The sequence below is a fragment of the Bradyrhizobium iriomotense genome, from assembly GCF_018130765.1.
Lineage (GTDB): Bacteria > Pseudomonadota > Alphaproteobacteria > Rhizobiales > Xanthobacteraceae > Bradyrhizobium > Bradyrhizobium iriomotense_A.
The window spans coordinates 83929-105265 of record NZ_JAFCJZ010000021.1 but is presented as its reverse complement, the minus strand read 5'-3'; the positions used below and the strand labels follow the sequence as shown (position 1 = coordinate 105265).

Genomic DNA, 21337 nt, shown 5'->3' with positions numbered 1-21337 from the left:
TTTGCCCGGCCATTGCGACGTTAGATACTATTGGCGTCCGCGAAGTGACAGCGAATTCTTACTTCTTCGCCGGCGGCGCCATCTTGCTGTCGGAGGGCTTGGCCGCGTCGGCCGGCTTGGCGTCCGCCGCCGGCTGGTCCAGCCGCTCGACCTTGGCCTCGGCGCGCAGCTTGGCGACGTAGTCGGCCTGGGCTTTGCGTGTCACGTAGTTCTCGATCTGGGCCTTGACCTGCTCGAAGTCCGGCGCCTTGCGGTTGCGCTTTTCCTCGACCTTGATGATGTGCCAGCCGAACTGCGACTTCACGGGGTCGGAGATCTTGCCCGGCTCGAGCGCGAACGCCACGGCCGAGAATTCCGGCACCATCTGCTCCTTGGTGAAGAAGCCGAGGTCGCCGCCGTCGGCGGAGCCCGGATCCTTGGACTTCTTCTTGGCGAGCTCGGCGAAATCGGCGCCCTTGTCGAGCTCGGCCTTCACCGCCTTGGCCTCGTCCTCGGTCTCGACCAGGATGTGGCGGGCGCGCACCTCCTGCTCGCCGGTGATCTGCTTGGAGGCCTCCTCGTAGACCTTCTTCATGGCATCCGGGGTGGTGGCGGCCTTGCCCTCGTTGGCCAGCAGGCTGTCCATCAGCAGGCGGTTGCGGGCGAACGCCAGGCGCTTCTTGAACTCCTCGCTGTCGGCAACCTTCTTGTCCTCGGCAGCCTTGCTGACGATCTTCATGTCGATCAGGAAGGACAGGACGTTCTCGTCCTTGGTGGCCGGGTCCATCTGGGCGAGGCTCGGCCCGAGTTCCTCCTCGGCCATGGCGACGTCGCTCTTCTTGATTTCAGCGCCATTGACCTTCGCCAGGACCGGATCGTCGGCAGCCCGGAGCGGGCCGGCGAACGCCAGGGTCAGCGCCAAAGCGAGGCTGCCAGCCAGGGCGGACGCTTGGCGGAGACGCTGGCCGGTGGTTACCGGGAACGAGGTGGTCATGGAAAATCCTTTTGTTGAAGCAGGGGGCTGCTCGAGCGGGGCGGACACTCGCCCAATCAGGGGGGCTTGGCAACGCGAAAAGTCTGTCAAAATGATGAATTAGCGGCAGGGCGGCCGCCGTTGACAAGGCCATGACCGGGCCATATCTCTGCCCGGTCGCGTCCATGGCGATGGCGTTTATTTTGCTGCGTTTTTGGCCGTTGAACCCAGACTTGCCCAATTCCCACCCATATGGCGGATGATCCCCGCAGTCCGGGCTCTGATGCCATCAGGCGTCACGGTGAGTTGATAGGCAGGCGGGTGACAACTTCTTGGCTGCAACGCGGTTGAATCGCGAACACAGGAACTAGGCATGATCGGCGCGCTCGCCCGCAAGTTTTTCGGCTCCGCCAACGACCGGCGGGTGAAGGGATACCAATCCCGCGTCAACGCGATCAACGCGCTGGAGCCCGAGCTCATCAAGCTCTCCGACGACGAGCTTAAGGCCCGCACCGCCGACTTCAGGAAGCAGCTCGCCGAGGGCAAGACCCTGGACGATCTCCTGGTGCCCGCCTTCGCCACGGTGCGCGAGGCCGCCAAGCGCACGCTCGGCCAGCGTCATTTCGACGTCCAGCTGATCGGCGGCATGGTGCTGCACGAGGGCGACATCGCCGAGATGAAGACCGGCGAAGGCAAGACGCTGGTCGCAACGCTGGCGGTCTACCTCAACGCGCTCGCCGGCAAGGGCGTCCACGTCGTCACCGTCAACGACTACCTCGCCCGCCGCGACTCCGGCTGGATGGGCCAGATCTACGGCTTCCTCGGCATGACCACGGGCGTGATCGTGCACGGGCTCGACGATGCCGAGCGCAAGGCGGCCTATGCCTGCGACATCACCTACGGCACCAACAACGAATACGGTTTCGATTATCTGCGCGACAACATGAAGTACCGGCTCGAGGACATGGTCCAGCGGCCGCACTTCTTCGCCATCGTCGACGAGGTCGACTCGATCCTGATCGACGAAGCGCGCACGCCGCTGATCATCTCCGGCCCGCTCGACGACCGCTCGGACTTCTACAACACCATCGACGGCTTCCTGCCCAAGCTCGACAAGACCGATTTCGAGGTCGATGAGAAGCAGCGCACGGTGACGCTGACCGAAGCCGGCATGGAGAAGATCGAGACCCTGCTGCGCGATGCCGGCCAGCTCAAGGGCGAGTCGCTCTACGACGTCGAGAACGTCTCCGTCGTGCACCACATCAACCAGGCGCTGCGCGCGCACACGCTGTTCACGCGCGACAAGGACTACATCGTCCGCGACGACGAGGTCGTCATCATCGACGAGTTCACCGGCCGCATGATGCCGGGCCGACGCTATTCGGAAGGCCTGCACCAGGCGCTGGAGGCCAAGGAGCACGTCCAGGTCCAGCCCGAGAACCAGACGCTGGCCTCGATCACCTTCCAGAACTACTTCCGCATGTACGAGAAGCTGGCGGGCATGACCGGTACGGCCGCGACCGAAGCGGACGAGCTGTTCGACATCTACAAGCTCGAGGTCGTGGAGATCCCGACCAATTTGTCGATCGCGCGCCTCGACGAGGACGACGAGGTCTACCGCACACAGAAGGAAAAATACCAGGCGATCCTCGCCGAGATCGAGCGCGCCAACGCGCGGCTGCAGCCGGTGCTGGTCGGCACCGCCTCGATCGAGAAGTCGGAAGTGCTCGCCGAGTTCCTCAAGCAGAACGGCTACAAGCAGATCGATTTCGGCAAGGAGAACGCGCTCGACAAGCTCTATGCCGCCGCCCGCGCCGGCAAGCCGTCGAAGCTGTTCGCAGTGCTGAACGCGCGCTTCCACGAGCAGGAAGCCTATATCGTCGCCGAAGCCGGCGTGCCCGGCGCGATCACGATCGCGACCAACATGGCCGGCCGCGGCACCGACATCAAGCTCGGCGGCTCGCTGGAGATGCGTCTCCAGCAGGAGACCGCTGGCATCACTGACGAGGCCGACAAGGCGACGAAGATCGAGCAGATCAAGGCCGACATCGCGCATTTCCGCGACATCGTGCTGAAGGCGGAGGAGACCGTCGAGATCGAGCCGGCGAAGGGCAGCAAGCCCGCCAAGACCGTGAAGAAGCCCGGCGGCCTCTACATCATCGGCTCCGAGCGCCACGAATCCCGCCGCATCGACAACCAGCTGCGCGGCCGTTCCGGCCGTCAGGGCGACCCCGGCCGCTCAAAGTTCTTCCTGTCGCTGGAAGACGATCTGATGCGCATCTTCGGCTCGGATCGGCTCGACAGCATGCTCCAGCGTCTCGGCCTGCAGGAGGGCGAGGCGATCATCCATCCCTGGATCAACAAGGCGCTCGAAAAGGCGCAGCAGAAGGTCGAAGCCCGCAACTTCGACATCCGCAAGAACCTGCTCAAGTTCGACAACGTCCAGAACGATCAGCGCAAGGTGATCTTCGACCAGCGCGTCGACCTGATGAAGGACGACAGCGTCGCCGAGACCGTCACCGACATGCGCCACGCCTTCATCGACGACCTCGTCGCCAAGCACGTGCCCGAGCATGCCTATGCCGAGCAGTGGGACGTCGCCGGGCTGAAGGACGAATTGAAGCGCGTGCTCGACCTCGACCTGCCGGTCGACGACTGGGCCAAGGAAGAGGGCATCGCCGACGAGGAGCTGCTCACGCGCATCGAGACCAAGGCCGACGAGCACATGGCGGCCAAGGTCGGGCAATGGGGTCCCGACGTGATGCGCTACGTCGAGAAGACCATCCTGCTGCAGACGCTCGACCATCTCTGGCGCGAGCACCTGATCATGCTCGACCATCTGCGCCAGGTCATTGGCCTCCGCGGCTACGGCCAGCGCGATCCGTTGCAGGAGTACAAGACCGAGGCCTTCAACCTCTTCCAGGAGATGAGCGCGCATCTGCGCGAGGCCGTCACCGCGCAGCTGATGCGGGTCGAGATCGTCCCGCCGGAGCAGGAAGCTCCCATCCTGCCGGCGATGGAAGCGCACAAGTTCGATCCGAACACCGGCGAGGACGAAATGGCGCTCGCCAGCGTCACGCTCGGCGCCCAGGCCACTGACGCCGCGCTGCGCGATCCCAAGAACCCCGCCAGCTGGGGCAAGGTCGGCCGCAACGAGGACTGCCCGTGCGGCTCAGGCAAGAAGTACAAGCACTGCCACGGGCGGTATGCGTAAGGTGTGAGGCGCGACGGCGCTGCGCGCGTTGCGCTGTCGTCCCGGCGAAGGCCGGGACCCATACCGCGGAATCTATCGATAGCGTGCGGTCTTAGTACCACGCGAAGAAGCCCAACTCGCAGTCTTCGCCAAACCCAATCCTGTGGTTATGGGTCCCGGCCTTCGCCGGGACGACACCGTTGGTTGGGTGGGCTATCTCGCAGCTCACTCCGTCGTCGTCCTGGCGAAAGCCAGGACCCATTAGCCCAAGGCGAAGTTGTCGCGTGAAGCTGGCGACCGCGAGTTCTTCGTCAAACCAAATGCCGTGGTAATGGGTCCTGGATCTGCGCTCCGCTCGCGACAACGCTGCGCGTAGTCGCGACCTTCGCTTGTCCAGGACGACGCTGGAATTGAAAACCCGCGCCTCAATTCGAGCTGTCGATCAAGCTCTCCAGCAGCCGCTTGAGCTCGCTCGTCGACTTGTCGCCGTAGCTCTCCAGGATGTGCTCCTCCTGGTCCACCGCGAGCGAGTTGAGCTTCTTGCACAGCACCTTGCCGCGGTCGGAGATGAACATCAAAACCTTGCGGCGATCGTTCGGGTCCTGCACGCGATAGACCAGCGTGTCGGAGACCATGCGGTCGATCATCTTGGTCAGCGTCGGATGGTTGAGCAGCACCGCGTCCGCAAGCTCGCCCATCGAATGGCCGTTGCCATCCGACAGCACTTTCAGGATGCGCCATTGCTCGACCGGAACGCCTTCCTTGCTCAAGCGCAGTTCCAGCTGCCGGTTGATCTCCCGGTTGGCTTGCGCGAGCAGGTAAGCGAGATGTTCGGTGATCGGGGTATTTTCTTTCGACGGTTTTGCCACGGCTAAGACTTCGTCTTGACCCAAATGAGTGAATGTCTTGCAATCAATGCTGCATCTATATGCACTTCAATTCTTGAATATTCAATATTTTCAAAATAGGATCATTGCCCAACAAAAGGGCGGAAGCCGCGGCCGCCTGCTCAATGTGCTTTCAGGTCTGGAGCCAGACAGGAGTTGGCGTGCGCGCGACGGTAAACTTCCCGGCTCACGGCGGTCCGGCGTTGCCGCCGTCCCTGCTGTTCAGGAATCTGTCGTCGGCGGCGGCTGACTTCGACCTGTCTCCGGTCGATGCGCATTTCATGAAGCGCCGCGGCGCGCGCAACAAGCTGCGCATCGGCAATTTCCTCACCTTCACCGGTTCGCCCGGAATCTGGGGCCCGACCTCCACCAACAGCGCGATGCTGGCGGTCGCCGAGATCAACAAGCGCGGCGGCATTCTGGGTCGCGAACTCGAGCTGTCGATCTACGATTCCGGCGGACCGATCGACGAGGTGGTGTGCCGCGCCGAGCAGGCGATCGCCTTCGACGAGGTCGATCTCATCATGGGCTCGCATATCAGCGCCGTCCGCGTCGCGCTGCGCAAGGTCACCGGCAACCGCATCCCCTACATCTACACGCCGGTCTATGAGGGTGGCGAGCGCACGCCGGGCGTGATGGCGATCGGCGAGACGCCGCGCTGGCAGAGCCGCCCCGCCATCCACTGGCTGGCCGACGTCAAGAAGGCCGCGCGCTGGTACCTGATCGGCAGCGACTATGTCTGGCCCTGGCAGTCGCATCGTTCGGTGAAGCGCTACATCAAGGAGGCCGGCGGCCAGGTGGTCGGCGAGGAGTTCGTGCCCGTCGGCGAGGACAATCACGAGCCGCATCTGGCGCGCATCCGCGCCGCCAAGCCTGATGTCGTGCTGATCTCGCTGATCGGCACCGACAGCATCACCTTCAACCGTGCCTTTGCGGAGGCGGGACTTGCCACCTCGACGCTGCGGCTTGCGGGCGCGATGGACGAGACCGTGCTGCTCGGCATCGGCGCCGACAACACCGAGAATTTGTTCTGCGCCTCCGGCTATTTCAACGGCATGGCCTCGCGCGCCAATGACGAGTTCCTCAGTGCCTATCATTCCATGTTCGGTGCCAACGCGCCGCCGGTCGGCTCCGTCGGTCAGTCGAACTATGAGGGGCTGCGCTTCCTGGAATCCGTCGCCAACCGCGCCGGCTCGCTGGCCTTTCGTCCGCTGCTCAAGGCTGCGCGCAACACCGTCTATACGGCGGGCCGCGGCCCCGTGACGCTTCGCGACGGCCGCGCCGAGATGCCGATGTATCTCGCCGAAGCCGACGGTCTCGACTTCAGGATCATCAAGACGCTCTGAGCGGCACCTGCTGATGCGGTTCAGTGGACTTGCGAAATAATACTTGAAAAGGAAAATATTTCCGTCTGTAATATCGAGGCGAAGCCGGTTGGCCCGCGCCGTGCAGGCGCGAGCGAGCGGCTTCCGTCCAAAGCCAGGGATCAAGAAGCCTCAGAGGAGAGCGCCGTGACAGTTGTCCTTCCCACGCCCGCCCAACTTCGCAGTGTCGCAGAGCAATGCGGCCTTTCGCTCACCGACGACGACGTCGCCTCGTTCCGCGGCCTGATGCAGGGCTCGATCGAAGCCTACAATCTCGTTGCCACGATGCCGGACGAGATTCCGGAAGTGAAATATCCGCGCACGCCGGGCTATCGGCCCTCGGCCGAAGAGAACCCGCGCAATGCCTGGTATCGCAAGTCGACCGTGAAGGGCGCTGCCAGCGGCAAGCTCAAGGGCAAGACCGTTGCGCTGAAAGACAACATTATGCTGGCCGGCGTGCCCATGACCAACGGTTCATCGACGCTGGAAGGCTTTGTGCCCGATTTCGACGCTACCATCGTCACGCGCATGCTGGATGCCGGTGCCGAGATCAAGGGCAAGGTGCATTGCGAGCATTTCTGCCTGTCCGGGGGCAGCCACACCGGCTCCTACGGGCCCGTGCATAATCCGCACAAGATGGGATACTCGGCCGGCGGCTCGTCGTCGGGCTCGGGTGTCGTGGTCGCGCTCGGCGAGGTCGACATGGCGATCGGCGGCGATCAGGGCGGTTCGATCCGTATGCCGTCCTCGTTCTGCGGCATTTACGGCATGAAGCCGACCTGGGGCCTCGTGCCCTATACCGGCATCATGCCGATCGAGATCTATGTCGACCATACCGGTCCGATGACCGCGACGGTCGCCGACAACGCGCTGCTGCTTGAAGTGCTCGCCGGCGACGACGGCTACGATCCGCGCATCAAGGCCCCGAAGGTCGATGAATACACCAAGGCGCTCGGCCAGGGCGTCAAGGGCATGAAGATCGGCATCCTCAAGGAAGGTTTTGAGCAGCCGGTCGCCGAGGCTGCGGTGAATGAAAGCGTGCGCGAGGCCGCAAAGCGCTTCAAGGATCTGGGCGCCACCGTCGAGACCGTCTCGATCCCGATGCACCTCCTGGGCGGCGCGATCTGGACCCCGATCGGCACCGAAGGCCTGACCCAGACCATGATGTTCGGCGACGGCTACGGTCTCAGCCGCGGCGATCTCTATTCGACCTCGCTGATGGATTTTCATCGCGGCTGGCGCCGGCAGGCCGACTCGCTGTCCGAGACCACCAAGCTGTTCATGATGCTGGGCACCTACATCAACAACAATTTCGGTCCACGCTTCTACGGCAAGGCGCTCAATATCTCCCGCAGGCTGACCGCGGCCTACGACAAGGCGTTCGGGGATTACGATCTGCTCTTGCTGCCGACCACGCCGATGAAGGCGACCAAGCTGCCGGAGCCCAATGCCAGCCGCGAGGAATACGTCGCGCGCGCGCTCGAGATGATCGGCAACACCGCGCCGTTCGACATCACCCATCACCCCGCGATGTCGCTGCCCTGCGGCATGGTCGACGGCCTGCCGGTCGGCCTGATGCTGGTCGGCCGCATGTTCGAGGAATCCACCATCTACCGCGCCGCCCATGCCTTCGAGCAGATCGGCGACTGGAAGAAGATGTGAGCGAGATAGTGATGCAGATAAGCGGACGACCAACGCATGGCTAACGCGTTCGTCGCGGCGTTCGAGATCCTGAGCTTCGGCGCGATCATCGTCCTGATCGTGCTGGGGCTCGGGATCATCGCCAGCATGATGGGCATCTTCAACTTCGCGCAAGGCGAGTTCGTCCTGCTCGGGGCCTACATCACCTATCTCGCCTACGCCAAGGGCCTGCCGATCTGGGCGGGCATGGTCGCGGCACCCTTCGTGGTCGGCGCGCTCGGCTTCGTACTGGAGGCGCTGATCATCCGCCGCTTCTATGCCGCGCCCATCGTCGCCATGCTCGGCACCTATGCGCTCGGCCTCATCATCCGCGAATCCGTGCGCGGCCTGATCGGCGGCTTCTATCTCACCGTGCCCGAGCCGATCGGCGGCTCGATCGATATCGGCGCCATGCACATCTCGGCCTGGCGCTTCACCATCATCGTCATCACGCTGCTGGTGATGGGCGGCTGCTATTTGCTGCTGTCGCGCACGAGTTTTGGTTTGCGCGTCCGCGCCACGCTGGAGAACCCGTCGCTGGCGCGTGCCTCCGGCATCTCCACGCCGCTGATCTACGGCGCCACCTTCGCGTTCGGTGCCGCGCTCGCCGGCCTTGCCGGCGCTCTGATCGTGCCGGTGTTCAGCCTGTTTGCCGATCTCGGCCTGCGCTTCCTGATCCAGGGCTTTGTCGCGGTCATGGTCGGCGGCGTCGGTTCCTTCATCGGACCGGTCGCGGGCGCAGGCGTCATCGGCACGCTGAGTGCCGCACTGCCATGGGTGATGGCGCCCGTCGTCGCCGACGTCCTCGTCTTCGTGCTCGCCATTGTCTTCATCAAATTCCGCCCGCAGGGCCTCATCGCTGGAAAAGGGGTTTAGCCACATGTTTGATCGCACTCAGCTCACACGCCGCCGTTTCCTCTCCAATTTCGCCTTCACCACCGGCGCGGTTGCGACCGGCGTCGGCAGCTGGGTGATCCCGGCCGACTGGGCCAACGCGGCGGAAGGCCCGATCAAGGTCGGCATCGCCACCGACCTCACCGGCCCGATCGCCTATGCCGGCAATGCCGACGCCAATGTCGCCAAGATGGTGATCAAGGAGATCAACAATTCCGGCGGACTGCTCGGCCGTCCGCTCGAGCTCTACATCGAGGACACCGCCTCCAACGAATCCGTTGCGGTGGGCAACGTGCGAAAGCTGATTCAGCGCGACAAGGTCGACATGGTGCTGGGCGGCATCACCTCCTCGATGCGCAACGCGATCAAGGATCCGATCGTGGCGCGCGGCAAGACGCTCTACATCTATCCGCAGCTCTACGAGGGCAAGGAGTGCACGCCCTATCTGTTCTGCACCGGCCCGACGCCGGCGCAGCAATGCGACGAGTTCATCCCCTGGCTGATCAAGAACGGCGGCAAGAAGTTCGCGCTGCCGAGCGCCAACTATGTCTGGCCGCACACGCTCAACGTCTATGCCCGCAAGGTGATTGAGTCCAACGGCGGCGAGGTCGTGTTCGAGGAATACTATCCGCTCGACCAGGTCGACTTCTCCGCGACCGTCAACCGCATCATCTCCAACAAGGTCGACGTTGTCTTCAACACCGTCATTCCGCCCGGTGTCGGCCCGTTCTTCAAGCAGCTCTATGAAGCGGGCTTCCTCAAGAACGGCGGGCGCCTCGCCTGCGTCTACTACGACGAGAACACGCTCAACATCAATCAGGCCGCCGAAATCGAAGGCCTCGCAAGCTGCCTCGATTATTTCAAGGTGCTGACCAAGGAGAGCCCGTTCGACGCAAAAATCCAGGCGGCCTACGAAAAGGATTTCCCGGGCAACTTCCTGTTCGCAGCCGGCAGCGCCGCCACCGGCACCTATCGCGGCCTGAAGCTGTGGGAAGCCGCCGTGAAGGAAGCCGGCAAGATCGACCGTGAATCGGTCGCCGCCACCCTCGACCATGCCAAGATCGCCGAAGGTCCGGGTGGACCGGCCGAAATGGTCCCGGGCAAGCGGCACTGCAAGATGAAGATGTACACCGCGGTCGCCAAGGGCGGGAACTACGAAATCGTCGCCCGCAGCAACGGTCTCGTCGATCCCAAGGAATGCTGACGTAGAATGCCGAAAGCGATGGGCGCAGTGAAGCAGGCGATCCCCGCCGAGATCGGCGGGGACGTGGATGCCGCGGTGGCTGGCGGTGGAACGGCGGCTAAAGCTGCCGCGGGACGAAAAGTCCTGCCGATCGTGGAGGGCGTCGTGCTGGTCGCGGCGCTGCTCGCGCCGCTGGTGCTGCAGGACTATCTCACGGTGTTCGCGACGCGCGTGATCATCCTCGCGCTGTTCGCGCTGTCGTTCGACCTGGTCTGGGGCTATGCCGGCATCATGAGCTTCGGCCAGGCCCTGTTCTTCGGTTCGGCCGGCTATGGCGTGGCGCTGCTCGCGCGCGACCTCGACATCACCAACATCTTCCTGGTGCTACCCGCGGGCACGCTGATCGGCCTCACCTTCGCGCTCCTGCTCGGCGGCTTCCTGTTGCTGGGCCGGCATCCCTCCAGCGTGATCTTCGTGTCGCTGGGCACGCTCACCGGCTCCTACGCCGCCGATCGCCTCGCGCGCGGCTGGTACTATCTCGGCGGCCAGAACGGCATTCCCTCGATCGCGCCAATGACGCTCGGCGGTTACGAATTCTCGGAAGGTCCGGCCTTCTACTATCTCGTGCTCGGCATTCTCATCGCCGTCTATCTGCTCTGCCGCTTCCTGGTGCGCTCGCAGTTCGGGCTTGCGCTCGCCGGCCTGCGCGAGAACGAGCAGCGCATCGCCTTCTTCGGCTACAAGGCGCAACATCTGAAAGCGATCATCTTCGCCATCGGCGGCGCCATCGCAGGGCTCGCCGGAAGCCTCTATGCCTTCCACGAAGGCTTCGTCTGGCCCAACATGGTCGGCGTCGTGGTCTCGACGCAGGTCGTGCTCTACGTCCTGTTCGGCGGCTCCGGCACGTTGATCGGCGCGGTCATCGGCACCGTGATCGTCGAGGGCGTCAGCTTCTGGCTGTCGGACAATTACCGCGACATCTGGCCGATCATTCTGGGCCTGCTGCTGCTGCTCGTGATCCTGTTCCGGCCGCTTGGCCTGATCAGCTTTGTGCTGGGCGAGCGCGAGCGGGTCGGAAGCTTTGGCGCCAGGGTCAAGGAAAACGTCAAGGAGAAGCGCAATGCTCCTTGAGGCCGCAGGGATCAAGAAAGTCTTCGGCAAGCTCACTGCCCTCGATGGTGCCGCGCTCACCGTCGGCGAGAACGAGTTTCACGGCCTGATCGGCCCGAACGGCTCCGGCAAGAGCACGCTGATGAAGTGCATCGCCGGTGCCGAAGTGCCGACACAAGGAAAAGTCTCCTTCGTCAACACCGACATCACCGCGTTCACGCCGACCGAGCGGGCCCGGGCCGGCATGAGCCTGAAGTTCCAGATCACCAGCGTGCTGCCGACGCTGACGCTCTACGACAACATCCTGCTGGCGCTGCAGGCGCAGTCCTCGCTGTTCGACCTCGTGTTCTCGCGCACGCGCGGTGCGCTGCACGACCAGGTCATGACCATGCTGACGCTGTTCCGTCTCGCCGACCGCGCCTTCGATGCCGCGGCCGCGTTGTCGCACGGCCAGCAGCAATGGCTGGAGATCGCCATGGCGCTCGCCGGCAAGCCGAAATTGCTTTTGCTCGACGAGCCGACCGGCGGCATGAGCCTGGAGGAGCGCCGCGTCACCGGCGAATTGCTGCAGCCGATCAAGAAACACTGCTCGCTGGTCATCGTCGAGCACGACCTCGATTTCATCCGCGACATTTGCGACCGCCTGACTGTGCTCGACCAGGGCAAGGTGCTGGCCTCAGGCACGGTGTCCGAGATCCAGGCCAACAAATCCGTCCAGGAGATTTATCTGCGCCGTGCCTGAATTTTTGGACATCAAGCATCTCGACGCCGGCTATGGCCGCAGCCAGGTCCTGTTCGACGTCACGCTCGGCATCCCCTGGCGCGGCGGCGTCGCGGTGCTCGGGCGCAACGGCGCCGGCAAGACCACGCTGATGAAGACCATCGTCGGCGAGCTGCCGGCGTGGAAGGGCGAGGTCGCCTTCGATGGCCGCGACATCAGCCGCCGCGCCACCCAGGAGCGCGTCCGCGCCGGCATCGGCTACGTCCCGCAGGAGCATTCGGTGTTCGCGCGCCTGTCGGTGCGCGACAATCTTGCCGTCGGCTCGCTCGCGAGCAAGGACACCTCTGCCGTCGACCGCGTGCTGACCATCTTCCCGAAACTCGGCCAGCGCCTCGACCAGCCCGCCGGCACGCTCTCCGGCGGCGAGCGCAAGATGCTCGCCATCGGTCGCGCCATGTTAGGGGATCCAAAACTGCTGCTGCTGGACGAGCCGACGGAGGGCGTCTGGATCGGCGTCATCGAGGAGATCACCGAGCGCCTGATCGAGCTCGCGAAAGAGATCGCCGTCATCATCGTCGAGCAGCATCTCGATTTGGCGCTGCGCGTTGCCGACTACGCCTATGTGCTGGACCGCGGCAGGGTCGCGTTGCAGGGGCAGGCAGGCGAGGTGAGGGGCAATCCGGAGCTGATGCGGTATCTGGCGCCGTAGGGGCAGTTGTCAGACCGCTCGCTTTGCTCAGGGGGCGCTCGCAAGAAACGGATTGATGATCGTGAGCCCGCCGATGCTGCGGCCGTGCTGCATGTCTTCGCTGTAAAGTGAGTCGCAGCCTGCCTCGATCGCGGTAGCGACGATCAACGCGTCATAGAATGCGAGGTTGTGATCACGGGCGAGCGTGAGCGCTGCAGCGTGCGTGTCGGCTGTGAGTGGCACGATGTCGGGGAAGCGGAAACGAATCGAGCGCACGGCGGCCTCGATGATCGACCAGTCCTGTTTCTGTTTCTTGCGCAGCACGTTGGTGAACTCGTTCAGCACCTGTGTGCTGATGACGCCGCCGCTGGCAATCGTGTTCAGCGCGCGGTCCCGCCGGATGTCGGTCGAGTAGGCATAAATCAGGATATTGCTGTCGAAGAACGCGCTCACCGCTCGTTGGCTTCGTCGCGGTCGAACTTATAGCCCTCGGGCAGGGGAAACCGGAACTGCTCGACTTGCTTGAGAAACTCGGCCCGCTTGTCGACCTTTTCCACCGCGATCTGGCCCTTCGAGGCATCGACAACGTTGAGCTCGTCGCCGGGTGAGAGATTGAGGGCCTCGACGAGCGCCTTGGGCAACCGGACCGCGAGGCTGTTACCCCATTTGGAAACCAGCATGCTTGCCTCCATGATATCCAGCCTGGAGACGTATATCATAGGCAGGATATTATTCGAGACAAGTGATCCGGAGCGCTTGCGGGCGCGCGGACATTCCTACTCCGACCTATCCTGAAAGGAACCGGACGCCTGGCGGAGAACGTAGCCCGCTACTTCATCGCCCCAAAGCGGCTGTCGAACGAGTTCGACGACACCACCGGCGCGGCCCCCGCCATCTGCCCGCTGTCACCTGCACCGTCGTTCACCGACGGCTTCAGCGCGGGGCGGGTCTGGGCGAGGCGCGTGTCGGGCTGCGGCTTCGGCGGTTCTGCCGGCTTGGCGGCGGCCACTGCCGGCTTCGGCGTGTCCTTCGCGGCGTCCTTGGACTTGTCATGCCCTGGCACGAAGCGCGTCACCGCGGCTTTCAGCCGCGATGCCGCGGTCGGCGGCGTCGTGGAGGCAGCGGCCGGAGCGACAGACGCGGTGGCCTGCGGCGGCGGAGGCGTGGTCGTCGCCGTGGTGTCGGCGGTGCCGAGGCCCATCTTGCGGCCGAGGTTGGAGAAGAAGCCGCCGCCTTGCGATTTCTCGGCGGGCTGAGCTGCGGCGACGCGCGTGTTGGTCGCGGGCGCGCTAACGGCGACGACCGGCTCTTCCTGCGGCGCAGGCGCGGTCGCGACCGCGTCGAGATTCGGCTTCGGCGGATTGACGTGTCCGGGGATCGTGCCCGGCGCCTTCGCCATCGCCAGCATCTGCAGCGTGGTGCCTTCGGCGCCTTCCGACAGGCCCGTCGAGCCTTCCGGAATCTTGGCGGCGAAGATCTTGTTCATGCCGCCGTCGATGCCGGTGTTCATACGCGCCACCGGGGTGCCCTTGGCGACCAGCTTGGCGTATTCGGCTTCGTCGCGCGACTGCCTCTCGCGCACGGCGCTGGCGACGTCCTCGGGGATCACATAGGCCGGGCATTTTGCCGAGGCGTCGAACACCGGATCGCGCTTGGCGTCGGCCGGCTTCGTGGCGTCGAAGACGTACTTCTTCTCGCAGAAATCGACCTTCGGCTCCTGCCGCGTCACCTCGAAATGATCGTAGCCTTCCTTGATCATCTTCCAGAAGGCCATGTTCGGATTGTTCCGGTGCTTGGCCATGTTCACCGGCGTCATCTTGAACGGATAGGCCTGCAGCTGGAACGCCTTCTGGCCGCCGAAGAAGGATTCGCGGCCCAGCGAATAGATCTCCGCGATCTGCTCGTCCGTCATCGCGTAGCAGCCGCGCGAGGAGCAGTCGCCGTGCACCATCAGCTGCGAGCCGGTGCGGCCCAGCGCCTTGTCGAACGCGTTCGGGTAACCCGTGTTGAACGACAGGTAGTACGCCGATTGCGGATTCATCTGGCTCGGATTGATCGAGTAGAATCCTTCCGGCGCCTGGCGGTCGCCTTCGCGCACCTTGGGGCCGAGGTCACCGGACCAGCGGCAGATCGGATAGGTCTTGAGCAGCGCGAACTGGCCGTTGCGGGTCTGCTTCCAGACCTCGAGCTCGGCCTCCTGCTTGAACAGGCGCACCAGGATCGGCGATTGCAGATCCATGTCCTTCTCGACCATCGCGGCGAGAAGCTTTGGCGGCACCGGCTGGTTGGCCTTGGCGTTGGTCGCGAGCGAGACCTGGTCGGTGTCGCAGCCGGCCAGCAGGACGCTGGCCGTCATCAGCGCAACCGAAGCCAAGAGCGCGCGAGCAAGCGAACGAGAAATCAAGATGGACCCCACACCGTGCCGGGCAAGGAGCGCGAACCCCAATTCTTTTGGCGCATGATCCGACCGGAAAACCACCCGCCGCGGCGGGCTCGTTCAGACCACGCTCCAGCGCTTATGCCCTGAAGCCATTGATTAAAATTCTAACCTCTGGGTCATGTGGTCGCAACCCGAGCGGGGATCACGAGGGCGTTGGCCCAAAGGTGTGGTCAACAGAGACTTAAACTGGCGTAACTTGAAACTGGGCCGGAACTTGGGCCTTGCGGCCAAACCGTCACTGAGATCGCCGATTTGGGCAAAAAAAGGGTTAACGCGGGGTTACCGGGGGCGCTTCGTAGGGTGGGTTAGCGCAGCGTAACCCACCTCTTTTGGTTCCGCGGGGACGGGCAGTGGTGGGTTACGCCTTCGGCTAACCCACCCTACGGCACCGGAATCGGCCCGAATCAGCCCAGTTTCCGGCCGATATCGAGGAATTTCTGCCGCCGCTGCTTGCGGATGGCGTCGCCGTCCATGCCTCGGAGCTCGTCAAAGGCCTTGGCGATGGCATCGCCGGTGGTGGCGATCATGGCGGCGGGATCGCGGTGGGCGCCGCCGACCGGCTCTTTCAGGATCTGGTCGATCACCCCGAAGCGGAGCATGTCCTGGGCGGTGATCTTCATGTTGTTGGCGGCTTCCTGCGCCTTGGTGCCGTCGCGCCAGAGGATGGAGGACGCCGCCTCCGGCGAGATCACACTGTAGATCGCGTGCTCCAGCATCAGCACCTTGTTGGCGGTGGTGATGGCGATGGCTCCGCCCGACATGCCCTCGCCGGTGATGATGGCGACGTTCGGCACGGTCAGCGCCATGCAGGCATCGGTCGAGCGCGCGATCGCTTCGGCCTGGCCGCGCTCCTCGGCGCCGATGCCGGGATAGGCGCCGGCGGAATCGGCGAGCGACAGCACCGGCAGGCCGAACCGCTCGGCCATCTCCATCAATCGCACGCATTTGCGATAGCCTTCAGGCCGCGCCATGCCGAAATTGTGCCGGATGCGGCTCTCGGTGGAATCGCCCTTCTCCTGGCCCATCACGCAGATCGGCTCGCCGCGGAAGCGGCCGAAGCCGGCGACCAGCGCCTCGTCCTCGCCGAACTTGCGGTCGCCGGCGAGCGGGGTGAATTCGGTGATCAGCCCCTTGATGAAGTCGTTGAAATGCGGCCGCTGCGGATGCCGCGCGACCAGCGTCTTCTGCCACGGCGTCAGGTTCGTATAGAGGTCCGCCAGCGCCTGCGCCGCCTTGTCCTCGATCCGGCCGACCTCGTCGCTGATGTCGGTGCCGGTGGCGGCGAGCGCGCGCAATTCGTCGACCTTGGAGTCGAGCTCGGCGACGGGCTTTTCGAAGTCGAGATAGCTGCGCATCTGGTCTTGCATCAACTCAGTATAGGGGGACGGGGCGAAAGAAGCGAAGCGAGGTTGGGGTCGCGGAAAGAAGTGTAGCTTCTTCAACGAGTTGGCTTGTGTGCTCGTGGCCGGGAGCCAAATCAGTCGTGAGGCCCCGGCTCTTTCTGCGGAGATGTGGCCGAAGTCAAGGCGGTTTCATGGGTTGCCCGTAGCCCGGATGAGCGAAGCGATATCCGGGGCTGGTCGTGCCTCAGCCACCAATCCCGGATGTCGCTTCGCTCATCCGGGCTACGAGGCCTCACTTCTCCGCCAGCGGGTGCAGATCGCGCACCAGGCTCTTCAGCCGCTCCTCGACCACATGGGTGTAGATCTGGGTTGTCGAGATGTCGGTGTGGCCCAGCAGCGTCTGCACGATGCGCAGGTCCGCGCCGTTGTGCAGCAGGTGGCTGGCGAAGGCGTGGCGCAGCACGTGCGGGGAGACCAGCCGGGCCTGCAGGCCCGAGGCGACCGCGAGCTCCTTGAGGTCGCGGGCAAAGTGCTGCCGCGTCAGATGTCCGCTCTCGCCGAAGGAAGGGAACAGCCATTTCGAGGTGGCGAGGCTGTCTTTCTTCTTCTCTGTCTTCGCGGCCTCCGTCGCGCCGAGATAATCCGCCATCGCCTGCCGCGAGGCGTCGTTGAGCGGCACCAGGCGCTCCTTGTTGCCCTTGCCGCGTACCACGATCATGCGCGCATCGCGCTTGGCCGCCGAGCGCGGCAGCGCCACCAGCTCGGAGACGCGCAGGCCGGTGGCGTAGAGCACCTCGAGCAGGCAATAGAGCCGCAAAGCCCGCAGCCGTTTCGACGGTGAGGCATCGTCCGCCTCGCTCAATTCCTTGGCGCGGCGGAGCATGCGGTCGACATCCGCGATCGACAGCACCTTTGGCAGGCCGCGGCCGCGCTTCGGGCCTGATAGTATCGCCGCGGGATCGTCGCCGCGAATGCGCTCGTTCAGCAGGAAGCGGTAGAGATGCCGCATCGCCGACAGCCGCCGCGCGACGCTGGTGGATTTGAAGCCGCGCGTGTCGAGATCGGCAAGGTAGTCGCGCAGGACTTGCGTCTCCGCGTCCGCAAAACTATGGCCGACCCGGCCCAGAAACTCCGAGAAATCGGTGAGGTCGCGGCGATAGGCATCGAGCGTGTTGGGGCCGGCGCCCTGTTCCGCCGCGAGCATGTCGAGGAACAGGCCGGTGAGCTTGCTATCGGAGGGCTTTGCGCGCATGCCCCGGAGCCTAGCTGCTATTTCTTGAGAAACTTATCCGGCGGGATCGTCACCGTCATTTCCCGCGGCTTCGGATTGACGAAGTTCGCCAGCGCGAAGATCACGCCATAGACGATGCCGGCGATCACGGCGACGACCGTCAGGAAGCGGAACAGGCTGGGCATCGGTCTGGGGTCTCTGCAGGGGACTTGATATTGGACTTGATAGTGGGCTTGGCAGCCAAATTAACCAATGAAATCATCCAACATGTTCGCCGTTTCGTGGCAAGAGTCCTCTGGCGAGGGCCCCTGTGGGGTCGTATAGGTGGCCAAACCTGCCGCCTTTGGCGGCAAATCGAGCGAGATCCAGAGCGAGATTATGTCCGACGCCGCGTTGCCGATTCCCGCTTCGCCTGAGGCCGACATCCTGTCGGCCCTGGGCGCGCGCTCGATCGTGCTCGTCGGCATGATGGGGGTGGGCAAATCCACCATCGGTCGCCGCATGGCTATCAGACTCAAGCTGCCCTTCGTCGATGCTGATACCGAGATCGAGGCGGCGGCCGGCATGACCATACCGGAAATCTTCGAGCGCCACGGCGAGCAGCATTTCCGTGACGGCGAGGCCCGCGTGATCGCGCGCCTGCTCGAGGGCGGCCCGGTGGTGCTGGCGACCGGCGGCGGCGCCTTCATGCGCGAGGAGACGCGGACCCGCATCGCCGCCAAGGCGATCTCGATCTGGCTCAGGGCGGACCACGACGTCATCATGCGCCGCGTCCGCCGCCGCGCCGACCGCCCGCTGCTCCAGACCGCCGATCCGGAAGGGACCGTGACACGCCTCCTCACCGAGCGCGAGCCCGTCTACGGCAAGGCCGACCTCACCATCGCCTCGCGTGACGTGCCGCACGACAAGATCGTCGAGGAGTGCATCGAGACGCTGCACGCCCATCTCTGCGGCGAGCAGTCCGCCCCACCACCTGCTGATGTTGCGAGTGCCGGACGATGACTGCGCCGTTGAAACATTCCGATCCCATCAACGTCGACGTCGCGCTCGGCGATCGCGCCTATGACATCGTCATCGGCCGCGGCATGCTGTCTTCGCTCGGGGAGCGCGTCGCCGCCTTGCGCCCCGGCGTCCGCACGGCGATCGTGACGGATCGTACCGTCGCCAAATACTGGCTCGAGCCGACCGAAGCATCCCTTGCTGCCGTCGGCATCCCGACCTCGCGCATCGTGGTCGAGGAAGGCGAGATCTCGAAAACCTATTCCGGCCTCGAAAAGGTCAGCGAAGCCCTGATCGCCGCGAAGATCGAGCGCAACGATCTCGTTATCGCGCTTGGCGGCGGCGTGGTCGGCGATCTCGCCGGCTTTGCCGCGGCAATCCTGCGCCGCGGCGTCGATTTCGTGCAGGTGCCGACCTCGCTGCTGGCGCAGGTCGATTCCAGCGTCGGCGGCAAGACCGGCATCAATTCGCCGCAGGGCAAGAATCTGCTCGGCGCCTTCCACCAGCCGGTGCTTGTCATCGCCGACACCGCCGTGCTCGACACGCTGTCGCCGCGCCAGTTCCGCGCCGGCTATGCCGAGGTCGCCAAATACGGCGTGCTCGGCGACGAGGCCTTCTTCAGCTGGCTGGAAAAGAACCATTCCGACATCTTCAAGGGCGGCTCGGCGCGCGAGCATGCGATCGCGACCTCCTGCCGCGCCAAGGCCGGCGTTGTCTCGCGCGACGAGCGCGAGACCGGCGAGCGCGCGCTGCTCAATCTCGGCCACACCTTCGGTCACGCGCTGGAAGCGGCGACCGGTTTCTCCGACCGCCTGTTCCACGGCGAGGGCGTCGCCATCGGCATGACGCTGGCGGCGCAGTTTTCGGCAAAACTCGGCATGATCGGCGAAGCCGATGCAGCGCGCGTCGAGCGCCATCTCATTGAGGCGGGCTTGCCGACGCGCCTGCAGGATATCGCGGGATTCGCGCAGGAAGGTCTTGCCGACGCCGACGCGCTGATGGCCCTGATGGCGCAGGACAAGAAGGTCAAGCGCGGCAAGCTCACCTTCATCCTGCTGGAGGCCGTCGGCCGCGCGGTCATCGCGAAGGACGTCGAGCCGGCGCCGGTGCGCGATTTCCTGAAAGAGAAGCTGGCGCAGAAGGCCTGATACGCGGCGCCAAGGCGTTTTTGAGCGAAGTGGATGCCGGTTCGCGTCAGGAAAGCGCGTCAAAAGTAACTCGAGTGGTGCATGGACTGGCTCGGATTCACCATCGTCGTCCTCTGCCTCCTGGTCTCGGCGTTCTTCGCCGCGAGCGAGACCGCGCTGACCGGCGCCTCGCGCGCCAGCATGCTCAGGCTCTCCAAGCAGGGTAACCGCGACGCCGACGTGGTCTCGCAGCTGCTCGACATGCGCGAGCGCCTGATCGGCGCGCTGCTGCTCGGCAACAACATCGCCAATATCGGCGCATCCGCGCTCGCCACCGGCATCTTCACGTCGTGGTTCGGCGATGTCGGCGTGCTCTATGCGACCGGCGTGATGACCGCCCTGGTCGTGATCTTCGCCGAGGTGCTGCCGAAAACCATCGCGATCAACGCGCCCGACCGCATGGCGCTCGCGGTCGCGCGCCCGATGCGGCTGACGATGTACGTCCTGGGGCCGCTGCTCAGGATCGTCGAAGTCATCGTCCGCTTGTTGATGCGCCTGTTCGGCCTCGCCGGGGAGCACCAGGCGATCCTGTCGCCGACCGAGCGCCTGCGCGGTGCGGTGGACCTCTTGCACCACGAGGGCAAGGTCGAGAAGCAGGACCGCGACATGCTCGGCGGCCTGCTCGATTTGCGCGAGCTCCAGGTCTCCGACGTCATGATTCATCGCACCGAGATGATGATGATCAATGCCGACATGCCGCCGGACGATCTGGTGCGCGAGGTGCTGGCGACCGAATACACCCGCATTCCACTCTGGCGCGAGAAGCCGGAGAACATCATCGGTGTGCTTCACGCCAAGGATCTGTTGCGCGCGATCCGCGCCGCCGACGGCGACACCTCGCGCATTGACGTCTCCACCATCGCGCTGCCGCCCTGGTTCGTGCCGGAGATGCGGCCGCTCGCCGAGCAGCTCAAGGCGTTCCGCCGCCGCAAGACCCATTTCGCGCTCGTCGTCGACGAGTACGGCGAAGTTGAAGGTCTTGTGACACTGGAAGACATTCTGGAGGAGATCGTCGGTGATATCTCCGACGAGCACGACGTCGTGGTCGCCGGCGTGCGCGCCCAGCCGGACGGCTCGGTCGTGGTCGACGGCTCGGTGCCGATCCGCGATCTCAACCGCGCCATGGACTGGCATCTGCCCGATGAAGAGGCAACCACGGTCGCAGGCCTCGTCATTCACGAGGCGCGCTCGATCCCGGACCGCGGCCAGAGCTTCACCTTCCACGGCTTCCGTTTCCGCGTCCTTCGCCGCGAGCGCAACCGCATCACCGCGCTCCGTATTTCACCGGTGCCGCGCGAGGCGGAGTTGGAAGAACCCAAGCCGAGACGGGCCGGGACGTCGTTCTAGCCATCACCACAGGTGTCATCGCCCGCGCAGGCGGGCGATCCAGTACGCCGCAGCCCATCGATTGAATCTCGACAGCAGTGTTTACTGGATGCCCCGCCCCCGTGCGCAATTGCGCACT

19 protein-coding genes are annotated in these 21337 nt (G+C 64.5%); 11 read left to right on the top strand and 8 right to left on the bottom strand.

Annotation, left to right across the window (positions count from 1 at the left end):
• Positions 1–58: 58 nt before the first annotated feature.
• On the bottom strand, positions 59–973 hold the full coding sequence (locus JQ635_RS29795) for a peptidylprolyl isomerase (RefSeq protein WP_211413373.1): 915 nt from the start codon (positions 971–973) through the stop codon (positions 59–61).
• 352 nt (positions 974–1325) lie between these two features.
• Here JQ635_RS29795 and secA point away from each other — a divergent pair, with 352 nt between their 5' ends.
• Positions 1326–4166: a preprotein translocase subunit SecA gene (secA, locus tag JQ635_RS29790; RefSeq protein WP_211413372.1), complete on the top strand. Its 2841-nt coding sequence runs from the start codon at positions 1326–1328 to the stop codon at positions 4164–4166.
• A gap of 404 nt (positions 4167–4570) precedes the next feature.
• On the opposite strand, the gene JQ635_RS29785 is transcribed toward secA, so the two are convergent.
• Positions 4571–5014 (bottom strand): MarR family winged helix-turn-helix transcriptional regulator, encoded by a 444-nt coding sequence (locus JQ635_RS29785; protein WP_018643508.1) that lies wholly within the window; start codon positions 5012–5014, stop codon positions 4571–4573.
• A gap of 179 nt (positions 5015–5193) precedes the next feature.
• Between JQ635_RS29785 and JQ635_RS29780 the strand changes: the two genes are divergently transcribed.
• The 7 genes from JQ635_RS29780 (at position 5194) to JQ635_RS29750 (ending at position 12693) form a co-directional block, all read left to right on the top strand.
• Entirely contained in the window at positions 5194–6378 is a 1185-nt protein-coding gene (locus tag JQ635_RS29780; protein ID WP_211413371.1) for a substrate-binding domain-containing protein, read from the top strand.
• Positions 6379–6543: 165 nt separating this feature from the next.
• On the top strand, positions 6544–8058 hold the full coding sequence (locus JQ635_RS29775; protein ID WP_211413370.1) for an amidase: 1515 nt from the start codon (positions 6544–6546) through the stop codon (positions 8056–8058).
• 36 nt (positions 8059–8094) lie between these two features.
• Complete coding sequence (locus tag JQ635_RS29770) at positions 8095–8952, top strand: branched-chain amino acid ABC transporter permease (protein ID WP_027577047.1); 858 nt, start codon at positions 8095–8097, stop codon at positions 8950–8952.
• A gap of 4 nt (positions 8953–8956) precedes the next feature.
• A complete protein-coding gene (locus JQ635_RS29765) occupies positions 8957–10174 on the top strand; it encodes a substrate-binding protein (protein ID WP_211413369.1) in 1218 nt (405 codons plus the stop codon).
• A gap of 6 nt (positions 10175–10180) precedes the next feature.
• Entirely contained in the window at positions 10181–11284 is a 1104-nt protein-coding gene (locus JQ635_RS29760; RefSeq protein WP_211413368.1) for a branched-chain amino acid ABC transporter permease, read from the top strand.
• Positions 11274–12005: an ABC transporter ATP-binding protein gene (locus JQ635_RS29755; RefSeq protein ID WP_211413367.1), complete on the top strand. Its 732-nt coding sequence runs from the start codon at positions 11274–11276 to the stop codon at positions 12003–12005. Before JQ635_RS29760 ends, JQ635_RS29755 begins: the two co-directional genes overlap by 11 nt.
• Positions 11998–12693 (top strand): ABC transporter ATP-binding protein, encoded by a 696-nt coding sequence (locus tag JQ635_RS29750; RefSeq protein WP_211413366.1) that lies wholly within the window; start codon positions 11998–12000, stop codon positions 12691–12693. Before JQ635_RS29755 ends, JQ635_RS29750 begins: the two co-directional genes overlap by 8 nt.
• Positions 12694–12720: 27 nt before the next feature.
• Here JQ635_RS29750 and JQ635_RS29745 read toward each other — a convergent pair whose 3' ends face one another.
• The 6 genes from JQ635_RS29745 to JQ635_RS29720 all read right to left on the bottom strand — a co-directional run bounded on the left by JQ635_RS29745 (position 12721) and on the right by JQ635_RS29720 (position 17871).
• Positions 12721–13125, bottom strand: a complete 405-nt coding sequence (locus tag JQ635_RS29745; RefSeq protein ID WP_211413365.1) for a PIN domain-containing protein — start codon at positions 13123–13125, stop codon at positions 12721–12723.
• Positions 13122–13352: an AbrB/MazE/SpoVT family DNA-binding domain-containing protein gene (locus JQ635_RS29740; RefSeq protein ID WP_211413364.1), complete on the bottom strand. Its 231-nt coding sequence runs from the start codon at positions 13350–13352 to the stop codon at positions 13122–13124. The genes JQ635_RS29745 and JQ635_RS29740 overlap by 4 nt, the downstream gene beginning before the upstream one ends.
• 149 nt (positions 13353–13501) lie before the next feature.
• Positions 13502–15028, bottom strand: a complete 1527-nt coding sequence (locus JQ635_RS29735) for a L,D-transpeptidase family protein (RefSeq protein ID WP_246583850.1) — start codon at positions 15026–15028, stop codon at positions 13502–13504.
• A 488-nt stretch (positions 15029–15516) separates the two neighbouring features.
• Positions 15517–16479: an acetyl-CoA carboxylase carboxyltransferase subunit alpha gene (locus JQ635_RS29730; RefSeq protein WP_211413362.1), complete on the bottom strand. Its 963-nt coding sequence runs from the start codon at positions 16477–16479 to the stop codon at positions 15517–15519.
• A gap of 268 nt (positions 16480–16747) precedes the next feature.
• Positions 16748–17707 (bottom strand): site-specific tyrosine recombinase XerD, encoded by a 960-nt coding sequence (gene xerD / locus JQ635_RS29725; RefSeq protein ID WP_211413361.1) that lies wholly within the window; start codon positions 17705–17707, stop codon positions 16748–16750.
• Between the two features lie 17 nt (positions 17708–17724).
• Positions 17725–17871, bottom strand: a complete 147-nt coding sequence (locus JQ635_RS29720; protein WP_018643497.1) for a hypothetical protein — start codon at positions 17869–17871, stop codon at positions 17725–17727.
• A gap of 193 nt (positions 17872–18064) precedes the next feature.
• Between JQ635_RS29720 and JQ635_RS29715 the strand changes: the two genes are divergently transcribed.
• The 3 genes from JQ635_RS29715 (at position 18065) to JQ635_RS29705 (ending at position 21219) form a co-directional block, all read left to right on the top strand.
• Positions 18065–18688, top strand: coding sequence for a shikimate kinase (locus JQ635_RS29715; protein WP_211413419.1), 624 nt, complete (start codon positions 18065–18067; stop codon positions 18686–18688).
• On the top strand, positions 18685–19833 hold the full coding sequence (gene aroB, locus JQ635_RS29710) for a 3-dehydroquinate synthase (RefSeq protein ID WP_211413360.1): 1149 nt from the start codon (positions 18685–18687) through the stop codon (positions 19831–19833). The genes JQ635_RS29715 and aroB overlap by 4 nt, the downstream gene beginning before the upstream one ends.
• Positions 19834–19914: 81 nt before the next feature.
• On the top strand, positions 19915–21219 hold the full coding sequence (locus JQ635_RS29705) for an HlyC/CorC family transporter (RefSeq protein WP_211413359.1): 1305 nt from the start codon (positions 19915–19917) through the stop codon (positions 21217–21219).
• Positions 21220–21337 lie beyond the last annotated feature (118 nt).

Bases quoted from the DNA above. Each gene is read 5' to 3' on its own strand.
- xerD (WP_211413361.1), bottom strand. From the start codon at position 17,707: ATGCGCGCAAAGCCCTCCGATAGCAAGCTCACCGGCCTGTTCCTCGAC.
- JQ635_RS29730 (WP_211413362.1), bottom strand. From the start codon at position 16,479: ATGCAAGACCAGATGCGCAGCTATCTCGACTTCGAAAAGCCCGTCGCC.
- JQ635_RS29765 (WP_211413369.1), top strand. From the start codon at position 8,957: ATGTTTGATCGCACTCAGCTCACACGCCGCCGTTTCCTCTCCAATTTC.
- JQ635_RS29715 (WP_211413419.1), top strand. From the start codon at position 18,065: ATGTCCGACGCCGCGTTGCCGATTCCCGCTTCGCCTGAGGCCGACATC.
- aroB (WP_211413360.1), top strand. From the start codon at position 18,685: ATGACTGCGCCGTTGAAACATTCCGATCCCATCAACGTCGACGTCGCG.
- JQ635_RS29735 (WP_246583850.1), bottom strand. From the start codon at position 15,028: ATGACGGCCAGCGTCCTGCTGGCCGGCTGCGACACCGACCAGGTCTCG.
- JQ635_RS29720 (WP_018643497.1), bottom strand. From the start codon at position 17,871: ATGCCCAGCCTGTTCCGCTTCCTGACGGTCGTCGCCGTGATCGCCGGC.
- JQ635_RS29705 (WP_211413359.1), top strand. From the start codon at position 19,915: ATGGACTGGCTCGGATTCACCATCGTCGTCCTCTGCCTCCTGGTCTCG.
- secA (WP_211413372.1), top strand. From the start codon at position 1,326: ATGATCGGCGCGCTCGCCCGCAAGTTTTTCGGCTCCGCCAACGACCGG.
- JQ635_RS29770 (WP_027577047.1), top strand. From the start codon at position 8,095: ATGGCTAACGCGTTCGTCGCGGCGTTCGAGATCCTGAGCTTCGGCGCG.
- JQ635_RS29795 (WP_211413373.1), bottom strand. From the start codon at position 973: ATGACCACCTCGTTCCCGGTAACCACCGGCCAGCGTCTCCGCCAAGCG.
- JQ635_RS29755 (WP_211413367.1), top strand. From the start codon at position 11,274: ATGCTCCTTGAGGCCGCAGGGATCAAGAAAGTCTTCGGCAAGCTCACT.
- JQ635_RS29740 (WP_211413364.1), bottom strand. From the start codon at position 13,352: ATGCTGGTTTCCAAATGGGGTAACAGCCTCGCGGTCCGGTTGCCCAAG.
- JQ635_RS29760 (WP_211413368.1), top strand. From the start codon at position 10,181: ATGCCGAAAGCGATGGGCGCAGTGAAGCAGGCGATCCCCGCCGAGATC.